The sequence below is a fragment of the Microbacterium sp. ZXT2-5 genome, from assembly GCF_055329545.1.
Genome location: NZ_JBUZWD010000001.1, coordinates 685,151 through 698,477, shown reverse-complemented (window position 1 = coordinate 698,477; position 13,327 = coordinate 685,151). Strand labels below are relative to the sequence as shown.

Annotated in this window: 12 protein-coding genes; 7 read left to right on the top strand and 5 right to left on the bottom strand. The window is 72.2% G+C overall.

The features are described from left to right. Position 1: 1 nt before the first annotated feature. Genes ACZBH1_RS03060 through ACZBH1_RS03045 form a run of 4 tightly spaced genes read right to left on the bottom strand, consistent with a single transcriptional unit; the run spans position 2 to position 5,184 of the window. Positions 2-1,444 carry an MFS transporter gene (locus tag ACZBH1_RS03060; protein ID WP_463645475.1) on the bottom strand — a complete coding sequence of 481 codons (1,443 nt, stop codon included), beginning with the start codon at positions 1,442-1,444 and terminating at the stop codon, positions 2-4. Continuing rightward, positions 1,437-3,950 (bottom strand): ABC transporter permease, encoded by a 2,514-nt coding sequence (locus ACZBH1_RS03055; protein ID WP_378884183.1) that lies wholly within the window; start codon positions 3,948-3,950, stop codon positions 1,437-1,439. Before ACZBH1_RS03055 ends, ACZBH1_RS03060 begins: the two co-directional genes overlap by 8 nt. Beyond that, positions 3,947-4,693, bottom strand: coding sequence for an ABC transporter ATP-binding protein (locus tag ACZBH1_RS03050; protein ID WP_463645474.1), 747 nt, complete (start codon positions 4,691-4,693; stop codon positions 3,947-3,949). The genes ACZBH1_RS03055 and ACZBH1_RS03050 overlap by 4 nt, the downstream gene beginning before the upstream one ends. A gap of 17 nt (positions 4,694-4,710) precedes the next feature. After that, positions 4,711-5,184 carry a GNAT family N-acetyltransferase gene (locus tag ACZBH1_RS03045; RefSeq protein WP_463645473.1) on the bottom strand — a complete coding sequence of 158 codons (474 nt, stop codon included), beginning with the start codon at positions 5,182-5,184 and terminating at the stop codon, positions 4,711-4,713. 98 nt (positions 5,185-5,282) lie between these two features. On the opposite strand from ACZBH1_RS03045, the gene ACZBH1_RS03040 reads away from it, so the two are divergent. The 6 genes from ACZBH1_RS03040 to ACZBH1_RS03015 all read left to right on the top strand — a co-directional run bounded on the left by ACZBH1_RS03040 (position 5,283) and on the right by ACZBH1_RS03015 (position 10,161). Next, positions 5,283-5,936, top strand: a complete 654-nt coding sequence (locus ACZBH1_RS03040) for a TetR/AcrR family transcriptional regulator (RefSeq protein ID WP_463645472.1) — start codon at positions 5,283-5,285, stop codon at positions 5,934-5,936. Positions 5,937-5,978: 42 nt separating this feature from the next. Beyond that, the gene (locus tag ACZBH1_RS03035; protein ID WP_463645471.1) at positions 5,979-7,007 is read left to right on the top strand and encodes an NADPH:quinone reductase; all 1,029 of its coding nucleotides are present in this window, start codon (positions 5,979-5,981) and stop codon (positions 7,005-7,007) included. Between the two features lie 272 nt (positions 7,008-7,279). Then, the gene (locus tag ACZBH1_RS03030; RefSeq protein ID WP_463645470.1) at positions 7,280-7,852 is read left to right on the top strand and encodes an alternate-type signal peptide domain-containing protein; all 573 of its coding nucleotides are present in this window, start codon (positions 7,280-7,282) and stop codon (positions 7,850-7,852) included. A 96-nt stretch (positions 7,853-7,948) separates the two neighbouring features. Further along, positions 7,949-8,545 carry a hypothetical protein gene (locus tag ACZBH1_RS03025; protein WP_463645469.1) on the top strand — a complete coding sequence of 199 codons (597 nt, stop codon included), beginning with the start codon at positions 7,949-7,951 and terminating at the stop codon, positions 8,543-8,545. Beyond that, positions 8,542-9,462 carry a hypothetical protein gene (locus tag ACZBH1_RS03020; protein WP_463645468.1) on the top strand — a complete coding sequence of 307 codons (921 nt, stop codon included), beginning with the start codon at positions 8,542-8,544 and terminating at the stop codon, positions 9,460-9,462. Before ACZBH1_RS03025 ends, ACZBH1_RS03020 begins: the two co-directional genes overlap by 4 nt. A gap of 27 nt (positions 9,463-9,489) precedes the next feature. Continuing rightward, on the top strand, positions 9,490-10,161 hold the full coding sequence (locus tag ACZBH1_RS03015) for a signal peptidase I (RefSeq protein WP_463645467.1): 672 nt from the start codon (positions 9,490-9,492) through the stop codon (positions 10,159-10,161). A gap of 73 nt (positions 10,162-10,234) precedes the next feature. Here the strand turns inward: ACZBH1_RS03015 and ACZBH1_RS03010 are convergent, their stop codons facing one another. Further along, entirely contained in the window at positions 10,235-11,728 is a 1,494-nt protein-coding gene (locus tag ACZBH1_RS03010) for an HNH endonuclease signature motif containing protein (RefSeq protein WP_452324159.1), read from the bottom strand. A gap of 205 nt (positions 11,729-11,933) precedes the next feature. Between ACZBH1_RS03010 and ACZBH1_RS03005 the strand changes: the two genes are divergently transcribed. Continuing rightward, on the top strand, positions 11,934-13,325 hold the full coding sequence (locus tag ACZBH1_RS03005) for an AAA family ATPase (RefSeq protein WP_452324160.1): 1,392 nt from the start codon (positions 11,934-11,936) through the stop codon (positions 13,323-13,325). The last annotated feature ends 2 nt before the right edge of the window (positions 13,326-13,327 follow it).

The following is a 13,327-nucleotide window of genomic DNA, read 5'->3' as shown; positions in this document are numbered from 1 at the left end:
CTCAGCGCGGATCGGCGGGGCGGGCCTGCCCCGCCCGGCGCCGCGCCGCGCCGGTGATCCGCAGGGCCGGGAAGGTCAGCATCGCAATGAGGATGGCTGCGGCGGCACTGCCGGCGGCGGCGAGGTGCGCGGCCGCGAGGCCCGCATCAACGGCGGCCGCGCTCGTACCGCCGGCGTCGACCGTCGCCGCGTACACCGCCGCGTTGGCGGCGCCGAAGACGGCGATGCCGATGGCGCCCCCGATCTGCGCGGTGGCCGATGCCAGCCCCGAGCTCACTCCGGCGTTGCGCGCGGCCATGCCGTCGGCGATGACGAGGGTGGTCGGCGTGAAGCTGAACGCGACGCCCGTGGCCGCGAGGATCAGCACCGGCAGCACGCGCCAGATGTACGGCGCGCCGGCGTCGATCGACGCGAACAGCAGGTGCGCGACCACGAGCATCCCGAGCCCCGCGAGCACGACCTTCTCGGGTCCGAAGCGACGGAGGACGCGCGGCAGCACGAGGGTGCTGACCGCGAACCCGGCGAGAGACGTCGGCAGCATCGCGAGTCCGGCGACGGCGGGCGCGTAAAGGAGGACCTGCTGGATGAGGAGGGCGACGAGCACGAAGCACGCGATGCGCGCCGCACCCCCGAGCATGTTCACGACGATGCCACCGGAGACCCGCGCGTCGCGGAGCGCGGACGGGGAGAGGATCGGGTCGGACGCGCGCCGCTCCACGAGCGCGAACGCGAGTCCGGCACCGACCGCGGCGAGGGTCGCGACGATGACCTCGGGAGAGACGAGGCCGGCGTGCGGCGCGGCGAGGACCGCGTAGACGACCGCGACCGCGGCGACGGTGACCAGGGAGGCGCCCGTCGCATCGAACGAGCGCCGCGATCCCTTCTCGTCGACCGGGAGCATCGCCCAGCCCGCCAGGAGGATGGCGGCGGAGAACGCGGCGGTGACCACCATCACGCTGTTCCACCCGAACGAGCCGGTGAGGATGCCGCCGACGGTGACGCCGAGCGCCCCGCCGACGGTGGATGCCGCCCCCCACCAGCTCATGGTCCGGGTGCGGTCCTCGCCGGTGAAACGCGCGAGGATCACCGACATGGCCGCCGGGCTCAGCATGGCCGCCCCTGCTCCCTGGAGCAGCCGCGCGCAGATGAGCGTCACCTCGTCGGCCGCCAGGGCGCCGACGACGGATCCGATGGTCAGGACGGCGGCGCCGGCGAGGAACATCCGCCGGCGCCCCACGATGTCGGCGGCGCGGCCCGAGACGAGCAGCAGCCCTCCGAACGTCAGGAAGTAGGCGTTGAGCACCCAGGCGGTGGCGGTGGCCGAGAGGTCCAGGTCCTCCGCGATGGAGGGCAGCGCGACGTTCAGGATGCTGGAGTCCATCATCACGACCAGCTGGGCGGCGACCAGCGTGAGCACGAGGGACAGCCGGCGGTGCTCAGACATGGGCGATCGCCTCCAGAACGGGGAGCCGCGCCGCGCGGCGGGCGGGGGCGAGGCCCGCGACGAGCCCGGCGACGGCGACGACGACGACGAGCGCGACGAGTTGGTCGATGGGGATCACGATCCCCAACGGCGCGATCGTCGACAACGCGCCGACCGCGGCGAACGCGGCGCCGATACCGAGGGCGAGCCCGGTGACGAGCGCGACCACCGCGACCATCACCGCTTCAGTCTGCACCATCAGCGCCACCGCGCCACGGGACATCCCCACGGAGCGGAGCAGTCCGATCTCGCGCGTGCGTTCGACGATGGACAGGGCGAGCGTGTTGGCGATCCCGAGCACAGCGATGACCATCGCGAAACCGAGGAGCACCGTGACCAGGCCGAAGATCTGGTCCACGGTCTGCGTGCGGCCGGCGATGACGGCGGCCTGGTCGCGGACCTGCACCGTCGGGTGGTCGTCGAGCGCCGCTGTCAGCGCCGTTGTCAGCTCCGCGGGGGTCGTGCCGTCGGCGGCGGTGACGAAGATGCTCGCGTCCATGTCTTCGGTGAACAGCCCGGCGTAGGTGTCGAGCGACACGAAGTAGTCGGTCTGCAGCGCCTGGGCGGGGCCGTCGGCGATGACGCCGACGATGGGGAGCGAGCGCTCGCCGGTGCGGGCGAAGGTCATCGGCAGTTCGTCGCCCACGCCGAGCTCTCGGTCGGCGGCCACGCGCTCGGCGATGACGACGCCGCCTCCCGTCAGGGCAGCGAGGCTGCCGTCCACCATCCGGATGCCGGCGACGTCGGCGATGCGCTCCGGGTCGAAGGCGGTCAGTGCCGACGTCGACTCGCCGTCCTTCCAGTGCCCGTACTTCAGTCGCGTCGCGGTGCCGACCTCCGCAACGTCGAGGACCTCGTCGTACACGGACGCGTGCACCCCGCCGAGCATCTCCTGGCCGGCGCTCTCGATGACGACGTCGGCCGAGATCACCTCGCGGTACTGCGCGCCTGTCGCCGCCTTCACGGATGCTCCGACGACCGAGACGAACGCCATCAGCGCCAGGCCGAACGCGAGCGCCATCACGGTCGCTGACGTCCGCCGGGGCGCGCGCAGGGCGGCGTCCCGGGCGAGTCGCCCCGGCACCGTGCCGGCGCCGGCGCGACCGACCGCCGCGACCAGCGGCCGCAGCGCAGCGGGACCCGCCATGACGACCCCGACGAGGGCGATGATGAGACCCGCGCCCAGCAGCACGACGGGGGCTCCGAACGTGGGCAGCGCGGCGACCACCGCACCGACGGCGAGCAGCGCCGCACCGGTGATGGTCCGTCCGCGACCCACGCTGCGCGCCTCCGCGGCACCGGCGCGCATGACGGCCAGCGGCGACACGGTCGCGGCGCGCCGCGCCGGGCCCACAGCCGACGCGACCGTCACCACGGTGCCGACCGCGAGCGCGATGAGGACGGTGCGCGGCTGGACGACGAGGTCGCCGTCGGGGATGCTGACGCCGAAGGTGCGCGACAGGCCGCGGAGGCCGTACGTGCTGGCGATGCCGAGCACCACACCGGCTGCGGCGGCGACGGCTCCCACGACCAGGGCCTCGACGAGCACCGACCCCGCGACCTGCGCGCCGGTGGCGCCGGCGGCGCGTGCCACCGCCAGTTCGCGCGTGCGCTGCGAGATGACGATGCCGAACGTGTTCGCGATGAGGAAGGCGCCGATGACGAGCGCGGCGACGCTCATCGCCACGAGCACGATCTGCAGCATCTCGAGGTTCGAGGCGGCCTGCTCGGCGCCGGCGGCGGCGAGGTCCTGCGCGGTGGCGACCTGGACGTCGCCGCCGAGCTCGTCGGCCAGGAGCGGCTGGAGATCGCCGACGGGGAGGTCGGAGGTGATGAGGAGCTCGCTCAGCCCGTCGCCGAGACCGAGCGCGGACTGTGCGCCGGCGAGCGTCGCGAGGGCGACGGCACCCACTGGCGGACCGTCGGTTTCGCCGAATCCGACCAATCCGACGATGCGGGCGTCGACGCGCTGCTCGCCGACGACGGTCACGCGATCGCCGACGCCGAGGCCGAGCGCATCCGCGGTGGCCTTGTCGAGGGCGACCTCACCCGGGCCCGACGGGGAATCGCCGTCGAGCAGGGGATAGGAGCCGATGGGCGGCGCGACCCAGGTGGAGAGCTGGACGCCTCCGAGGTCGGTGGCATCCCGCTCCAGACGGGCGGCGCCCTTGGCGACAGGCACTGCGGCGGTGACGTCCTGGACCGCGGCGACCTTCTCGAGGACGCCGGCGGCGAGCGGGTCCCGTTCGACCTCCACGCCCATGCCCGAATCGAACGCGGTCGCGGTGCGGACCGTCACGTCGGCACCGGCGGTCGCCGCGGCGAACTGGTCGTCGAAGAGCTTCTGAGCGGTGTCGTTGAGGATGAGGCTGCCAGAGACGAAGGCGACCCCCAGCATGACGGCGATCACCGTCAGGGCGAGGCGAAGGCGGTGCGCGACGAGCTGCGCGAGGGCGAAGCGGATCATGCCGCCACCTCCACTCCGGCGTCGAAGCGAGCCATCCGGTCGAGCACGCGCGCGGCGGTGGGGTCGTCGAACCCGTCCACCACGGCGCCGTCCGACAGGAACTCGACCCGGTCGGCGAACCCGGCGGCCGAGGGGTCGTGCGTGACCATCACGATGGTCTGTCCGAACTCGCGCGCTGCGCGGCGCAGGAAGGTCAGGAGCGCCTGAGAGGCGCGGGAGTCCAGGGCCCCCGTGGGCTCATCGGCGAACACGACCTCCGGGCGGGCGGCCAGGGCGCGGGCGACGGCCACCCGCTGCTGCTGACCGCCGGAGAGCTCGGCCGGTCGGTGGGTGAGGCGGTCGGCGATGCCGAGCGTGTCGGCGAGGTCGTTCACCCAGTCACTGTCGGCCCGCGTCCCGGCGAGCCGGAGGGGCAGCTCGATGTTCTCCCGCGCCGTCAGCGCGGGAACGAGGTTGTACGACTGGAAGATGAACCCGATGCGGGTGCGCCGCAGGAGCGTGCGCTGCTTCTCGCCGAGCCCGGTCAGTTCCAGGTCGCCGAGACGGATGCTTCCCGAGTCGACCGTGTCGAGCCCGGCCATGGCGTGCATCATCGTCGACTTGCCGGACCCCGAGGGGCCCATGATGGCGGTGAACCGGCCCCGCGCGATGGCGAGGCTGGCACGGTCGAGGGCGCGGACGGCGGCGGGCCCCGACCCGTAGGTCTTCACGAGGTCGGCTGCCTGAATGGCGATCGTGGTCATGATTCTTGCTCCCGTTGTCAGTGGATGGTCGTTGTCAGGTGTCGGCGGTAGCGGTCGGGCGTCCAGGAGGCCGCCATCTTCGTGCTCAGGGTCGCGCCGAGGCGTGCGTAGAAGCGCTGGCCGGCGTGGTTGTCGAGCCTCACGCCCCACGCGACGAGCAGATCGTCGCGGGAGGCCAGACGCGCGGCCGCGTTCATCAGCCGGCCGCCGACGCCGTTGTCGCGATGGCCCGGCCGGACATAGAGGTCGTCGAGCGCGAGGAGGTCTCGGCCGCTCCACAGGTGCAGGCGGCGCACCATCGACGTGAACCCGACCGCCTCGCCCTCGGCCTCGGCGATCAGCACGGTCACCTCGGGACGCGCCAGCAGGGTGCGCCACTCGGCAGCGCCGACGAGGACGTGCTCCAGCGAATCCTCATGGGCGGCGAGTTCCCGCACCATCTCGTCGAGCGCCGCCGCGTCCTCGGGCGTCGCTTCCCGGATCTCGGACATCTCAGCTCCTTACGGTGTAGTCATATCTCTGTACGGTGTACGGATACGTCGTACATATTGCAGCGTACGATGTACGCTGTCAAGCAGGAGGTTCGGAATTGGCAGAAAAGCTCTCACAGCGCGTGATCGCCGACGCGGCCCTGGCGGCGATCGACGCGAACGGCGTGGACGCCCTGAGCATGCGAAGACTCGCGCAGGATCTGGGCACGTCCGCGATGTCGCTGTACACGTACTTCGCCGACAAGGACGCCCTTCTCGACGCCGTCGCGCAGCTGCTGCTCGCCGAAGTGGACACGCCCCCCGAAGACGTCCACTGGCGCGACGCGATGCGGTTCATCATGCGCTCGGTGCGTCATGTCGCGATGCGCCACCCGAACGCCGCGCGCCTGATCCATAGGTTCCCGCCCCACACCCCCGACGCGCTCGCGTTCGTGGAAGCAGGCTTCCGGTCCTTCCGCCGTGCGGGTTTCGACGCGCTCAGCACCGCGCGCTGCTACCGCGCACTCGCCGCCTACTCGCTCGGCACGCTCGACATCGAGGTCGGCGGCTACTTCTCGCCCGAGGCGAGGGCGATCACCCCGCCCATCCGAGACAGCATGCAGGATGCCAGTGCCGAGAAGCTGCTCCCGCTGGTCACCGAGATCGGCCCGACGCTCGCCGGGCAGGACGACGCCGCCGAGTTCGAGTACGGCCTGGAGCTCCTGCTCGACGGGTTCGCCGACGCCATGAGCCGCGCCGGGCGGCCGGCCTAGCGATCGGAAATGCCCGCGGTCGCCGCCGCGTTGGCCTGTCGCATGCGATCGATCGTCTACTCCCGCACCGGCAGCTCGTCCGTCCTCTCGCTCGCGGAGCGGGAGCCCGCGGAACCCGGGACCGGGGAGGTCCGCGTGAAGGTCGCCGTCTCCGGGGTGAACCCGACGGACTGGAAGGCGCGCGCCGCCGCCGGATCCGCGCCGGCGTTCGACGAGGTCGTGCCGAATCAGGACGGCGCCGGAGTCGTGGACGCCGTCGGTGAGGGCGTGACGGAACTGGCGGTCGGCGACCGTGTGTGGCTGTATCTCGCCCAGCACCAGCGCCCCACCGGCACCGCGCAGGAGTTCGCGGTCATCCCCGCGCAGCGCGCCGTGAAACTGCCCGAGGGGATCGGCTTCGATGTCGCAGCGAGCCTCGGCGTGCCCGCGATGACGGCGCACCGGGCGCTCACGGTGCACGAGTTCGGGCCGGCACGGCTGTCGCCGGGATCGCTCGACGGGCGCGTCGTGCTGGTCGCCGGGGGAGCGGGTGCCGTCGGGCACGCCGCCATCCAGCTCGCGGTGTGGGCGGGGGCGACGGTGATCGCGACGGTCTCGAGCGACGAGAAGGCCGCGCTCGCGCGAGCCGCGGGAGCCGATCACGTCGTGAACTATCGTGACGGCGACGCCGCCGAGCGCATCGCCGCGCTCGCGCGCGGCGGCGTCGACCACATCGTCGAGGTGTCGATCGCGCAGAACGCCGATCTCGACGGGCAGGTCGTCGCCAACCACGGCTCGATCGCGTACTACGCCGACAACGGCGGCGCGGCCGCCACGATCCCGGTGCGGCCCACATTCGCGAAGAACGTGCGGCTCCAGGGTCTGCTGCTCTACACCGTGGGGGATGCCGCGCTCCAGGCCGCCGTGGAGGACATCACCGCTGCGCTGCACGACGGCGCGCTTCCGGTGGGTGAGGCAGCGGGGCTCCCGCTCACGTGGTTCGCGCTCGAGGAGACGTCAGCCGCCCATGACGCCGTCGAGCAGGGGGCGGTGGGCAAGGTGCTGATCGACGTCTCCGGCGACAACCGCTGATCGCCCGGCGGCGATTAGCACACCGAATCCGCGCGAAAAGTCCGATCCGGGTGTTCTTGCGCTGATCTTGCGGTTCGGATGGGATCGCTCCCACGCTCACGCAGATCTTGCGGATGCCTTGCGGGAGCGCTGGCGGTCGCTCGGCGGGACGTTGCGGCGCGGGCTGAAGACTTTCATCGTGCTCGAGGAGCGATCGGGAGACCGGCCGCGCAGGTCCCGGCACCTCTGACTCCGCAGATGAAGAGCGGGTCTTCCCGCGAAAGGACATTCCCATGAAGAAGATCGTCAAGGCCTCCATCGCCACTACCGCCGGCGTCATCCTGCTGCTGGGCGGCGCGGGCACGTTCGCCACCTGGAACTCGTCGGCGTCGGCGCAGGGTGCGTCGATCGTGTCGGGCAACCTGGTCGTCGAGGCCGCGCAGGCCGAGGGAACCTGGACCGCCAACGGCGCGCCGATCACCATCGCCGACTACGCCGTCGCGCCCGGCGACGTGCTCACCTACACGAAGACGATGAAGGTCGGTGCCGAGGGCGACAGCCTGAGCGCAACGCTCGCCCTGACCGATTCGTCGATCGCTCCCGCCGACGCGGGGAACCCCGCTGATGTGGCGCTGGCGGGCTACCTCACCGACTCCGCCGAGCTCACCGCCTCCGGCACCGGCATCAGCGGCACCGGCCCGACGTTCACCGTCACCCCGGGCGCCGGCGTCGTCAGCGAGGACGTCACCGTCACGGTCACCATCGCCTTCCCGTACGGCGAGGTCGTCGGCGGCAACAACGACGCGATGAACGGCGCCGTCACCCTCGACGCGCTGACCGTCAGCCTCACGCAGGACGTCGAGTAATCCGAGAGGGCCCGCCTCCGAAGAGGCGGGCCCTCCGGCGGACGCCGCCCGCTCCGCCCCCTTCTCCCGCTGCGACACCGACCGAGGGACCCCGCCATGACCCGCCGCACCCGCCGCCACGCCGCACAGCGCGACACCCGTCGCGCTACGGCGCCCCGGCGCCTGCTGCTGGGTGCGCTGGGCGCCGCCGGTGCGATCGTCCTCGGCGTCCTGGCCGGCGGGGGAACGTTCGCGATCTGGACGGCGGCGGCGCCGGCGGCATCCGCCGTCACGCTCCGTGCCGGATCGGCGGGCCTCACCGCCACGCCCCTCGAGCTCTCGGCCACCGATCTCTACCCGGGCCGCACCGTCCGGGCACCGACCACCGTGCGCAACACCGGCACCACGGCGCTCGCCCTCGCGATCGACCCGGTGACGAGCTCGGCCGGCGCCACCGCCTTCACGGCGGCGGTCGCCGTCACCGCCGGCACGGCCGCGTCGGCCGCGGACTGCACCGCCGGTCGCGTGCCGGCGACGGTGACCACCCGGGTCGGCGCCGCCACCGGTTCCGACCTGCAGCTCACCCTCGCCCCCGGCGCCTCGCACATCGTGTGCATCGGCGTCGGCCTGCCGCACGATGCACCGGCGGACGCGGCCGGGGGAGCGGCATCCGTCCTCTCGCTCACCGTCTCCGGAACGCAGGTGCACCGATGATCCGCCGTCGCCACCTCGGACCGATCGCCGCGCTCGTCACCCTCGCGGTGCTCGGCGGCGCGGGCGGGGCGACCGCCGCATGGGTCGCGAGCGCGTCGGTGTCGGCGTCCACCTCGTCCGCGACCGTCACCACTACGCTGGCGCAGACGGGTGCGCTGACCACGACGTACCGCTACGCCGGCAGTCGTTCGGCGGCCGTCGTCGGCGAGCTCACGATCACGAACGCCGGCGGTGCGCCGCTGTCGTATGCCCTCGCCAACCGGGTGACCGGCAGCACGACGCTCACCCAGAAGACCACCCTGCGGCTGTGGACCGGCACGTGCGGTGCGACGGCTCCCGTCGGCGCGGTCGTGACGACGCTCGCCGACACTGCTCCCGCGCTGCCCGCGGCGGCACGCACACTCGCCGCCGGTGCGAGCGTCACGATCTGCGTCTCGACGCAGATCGAGGGCGCCACGAACGCGGAGCTGCAGGGGCAGAGCGCGACCGCGACCTTGAGCGTCACCGGCGCGGTCGGCGCGCACTGGACGACGTCGGCGACCGCCGCCTCGATCACGCAGACCGCCTACCGGCTGGCCGCCGCCGGCACACCGACGTGTCTGCGAGAAGGTGGACGCGACATCCGCCTGACGTGGAGCGCCCCCGCTCACCGCACCGACACCGCCGCCATCTCGTACCGCCTGTACGACGTCGCGTCCGGAGCCACCGTTGCGACGGTGACGAGCGCCGATGCGACGGTCTCGGCTGTGTTGAGCGGCACCGCGATCGCCCAGAACGGCACGTACTCCCTCGCCGTCGAGGCGACCGAGACCTCGGCCTCGGGGACGACGGCGCCCGCGAGCGCGCCAGTCGAGGTCACCCGCACCACGAACCCGTCGGAGTCGGCTCAGTCCGGCCCCCGCTACCACTGCTCCTGAACCCCTGCGAGATCGATTCCCATGACGATGACCACCGAAGCTCCGCCGCACACCGCGTCCGTTGAGACGATCGCTGACGCGGTCCCCGCCGGCCGCGCCGCGTCTCGTCGGCCCGACGAGGGCCAGAGCCTGCGGCACTACCTCGCCGTGTCGCTGAGTGCGTCGATCCTCGTGCTGCTGCTCGGCGTAGCCGTCGCGGTGGTCGGTCTGCCGGTCGTGGTCGGGGGCAGCGCGATGACGGTGCTGACGCAGTCGATGGAGCCGGGGCTGCCGCCGGGGACGCTCGTCGTCATCCGGCCGACGCCGGTGGACGACATCCGCGTGGGCGATGTGATCACGTATCAGATCCGGTCGGGCGAGGCGGCTGTCGTGAGTCATCGCGTGGTCTCGAAGACGTATGCGGATGGCGAGCTGACCTTCATCACGAAGGGCGACAACAATGACGCGGTCGATCCGGAGCCGGTGAAGTCCGTGCAGGTCCGCGGCACGCTCTGGTACAGCCTGCCGCTGCTGGGCTGGGTGAACAACGTCCTCAACGGCTCGAACCGCACCATCGTGCTCGCGGTCGTCGCCGGCGGGCTCTTCCTCTACGCCGCGATCTCGATCGTCGGGGCCGCGCGTGATCGACGGAAGAAGGGGACGACGGATGCCGCGACCCGCGGCCCCGCGAAAGATGAGGCCCTCCGCGCCGAAGGTTAGAGGGCGACCCGCTGCGTCGCGGCAACTCCCGTCGCGATGCGAACCGCGCGGCGCACTCGGCGCCGGCACGGCGCTACCCGGCGGGGTGGAGTCTTCGACCTGGAGGAGCGAGGTCGCCGAAGTCGTAGCGTCGAGCGACCCGCATGGGCAGCGGGACGGGCGGAAGACCGGGGCGATGGAGGACGAACTCCTCCGTGCCGTCGCGGGTGATGCGCCACCGATGATGATGCAGGTTCATGTGGTGGAACGCGCAGAGCAGGATGCCCCGATCGACGTCGGTGCGGCCGCCGTGCGCGTACGGGTCGATGTGGTGCGCCTCGCAGTACGAGGCGGGTCGGTCGCAGTCGGGGATGCGGCATCCGCCATCACGGACCGCCAACGCGACGCGCTGTGCCGGGCTGAACAGTCGTGCTTCGCGGCCGAGGTGGAGCGGATTGCCGGACGGGTCGAGGGTGACGGTGACCGTCGCGGTGTCGCAGGTTCGAGCCGCGATGACCCAGCCTGGCAGCGTCGAACCGGTGTCTTCGACGAGGGCGACCGCCGGCCGTCCGGTCATGGCGCCGTCGTGGGCATCCTGGGTGGCGACGATGCGGATGCCGGCCTGTCGCGTGCCGAACACCGTCGAGGCGTCGGCGAGCGCGCCGGCCCGGATGATGTCCATGATCAGGTCGTAGGCGATCTGATCGTTCGTGCGCGGATCGTCGGAGAGCTCCTGAGCCCGCGCCGCCTCGTCGGGATCGACGAAGCGCGGTCCGCCGCGACGCGGGCGCAGCGCGGTGGCGATGATGGTGTCGATGCCGACGGCGCCGACGTCGTCGAACGTGAAGCTGCCGCGGCGCACGCCGTCGCGGTCGGTCCAGGTGCGGAAGGAGCGCGCGTCGAACCGCTCGTCGAAGCGGCGCTGCGCGCCCTCGGGGTCGAGCAGGTCGCGGACTGCGCGAGCAGCAGTCCCGAGTTCTTCGACGGTGCGCACCTGCGCTTCATCGACCAGCTGCTGTGCCGCGAGCGCCCACGCGTCGCGCGCCGCCGTATCGTCGGCGTGTTCGTCGTCGACGCCCGCGGGCGGATCGCCGAGACCGCGGAAGATGGCGTCGTGCTGCGCGGACGTCAGCGTGCCCACCAGCAGAGCCTCGCCCAGCGCGGCGTGCCAGGGCGGCGCAGCCGGCGTCCCACAGGTCATCCCCGATTCGTCGTCGCCCGAGCCCGCGTCCGAACCCGCCGGCACGAGTGAGGTGGCCAGCGCCTCCCCGATGCGCACCTGCTTCGTCGCGTCGGCGCGGGTGCTGCCAGTCAGGTCTTGGATGAGCGACACGGCGGACCGGTGCCCGTTCTTCTGTGCGAGGCCGCTGTGACCGGCATCCCTGGTCGAGCGCGCCGCGACGACGCCCGACGCCGCGATACGGACGGACTCTCCGGCGCGCACGAGCGTCGTCGCGCTCCGGATCACCCGCAGGAGTTCGTCGTCGTCGAGTCCGTGCACGGTCGCCGGAATCCGCGCGGCATCGCCGTCTCCGAGGGCGTCCTGCAGGGCGCTGATCGCGTCCTGCAGGTCGGAGAAGATGTCCATAGTTCATTGTGGCATGAGCCTCAGACACTCGAAGATATATACGACTAGCCTATGGATTCACGCGCAAGCCCACCGTCCGCAGGTGGGGGCGGTCGCACCGAATCATGGGCGGCCCCACCCATCCAAACCCCGTCCCCGACCCCGTCCCCGAGAATTTCCCCCGGTCCGGCCCTCGCCCCGCCGCAGCAGGCGTAGCCTCCCGGGCATGACACCTTCGCCTTCGGGGATCACGACGGCCGGGCAGCTGCGCGCATCGGGTCACACCTACCGGCCGGTCCGCATCGAGCTGCGTGAGAACCTCCTCGCCGCCCTGGCGAACGGCGAGGACCCGTGGCCCGGCATCCACGGCTTCGACGACACCGTCATCCCGCAGCTCGAGCGCGCCCTCCTCGCCGGTCACGACGTCGTGCTGCTCGGCGAGCGCGGGCAGGGCAAGACCCGGCTCCTGCGCAGCCTCGTCGGGCTCCTCGACGAGTGGTCGCCGGTGATCGAGGGGTCGGAGCTCGGCGAGCATCCCTTCCACCCCATCGCCCCCGCATCCGTCCGCCGCGCGAGCAAACTGGGCGACGACCTGCCCATCGCGTGGCGCCACCGCAGCCAGCGGTACGCCGAGAAGCTCGCCACGCCCGACACGTCGGTGGCCGACCTCATCGGCGACGTCGACCCGATCAAGGTCGCCGAGGGCCGCTCGCTCGGCGACCCCGAGACGATCCACTACGGACTCGTGCCCCGCAGCAACGGCGGCATCGTCGCCATCAACGAGCTGCCCGACCTCGCCGAGCGCATCCAGGTCTCCCTCCTCAACGTGATGGAGGAGCGCGACATCCAGATCCGCGGCTACGTGCTGCGCCTGGACCTCGACGTGCTCGTCGTCGCGACGGCGAACCCCGAGGACTACACGAACCGCGGCCGCATCATCACGCCGCTGCAGGACCGCTTCGGGGCCGAGATCCGCACGCACTACCCGCAGACGATCGACGAGGAGATCGCCGTCATCCGGCAGGAGGCCGACCTCGTCGCCGCCGTGCCTTCCCACCTTCTCGAGGTGCTGGCGCGGTTCACGCGCAACCTCCGGGAATCGGATGCCGTCGACCAGCGTGCCGGCGTATCCGCGCGCTTCGCGATCGCCGGCGCCGAGACGATCGCCGCGGCGGCCCTGCATCGGGCGACGCGTCAGCACGAGGACGTCGCCGTCGCCCGACCCGTGGACCTCGAGACCGCCGTCGACGTGCTCGGCGGCAAGATCGAGTTCGAGACGGGGGAGGAGGGACGCGAGCGCGCCATCCTCGAGCACCTGCTGCGCACCGCCGTCGCCGACACCGCCCGCGCGCACCTGCGCGGCATCGACGCCCGTGCGCTCGCCGACGCCCTCCACGACGGCGCGACGGTGATGACCGGCGAGCAGGTGACCGCCGCCGACGTGCTCGCCGCGATGCCGGTGCTGGGCGAGTCCGACCTCTACGATCAGGTCGCCGAGCGCCTCGACGCGCACACGCCCGGTGAGCGCGCGGGTGCGCTCGAGCTGCTCCTGGAGTCCCTCTACCTCGACAAGCGCATCGGCAAGGACAGCGCCGGGGGTGAGACGGTCTATGGGTGACC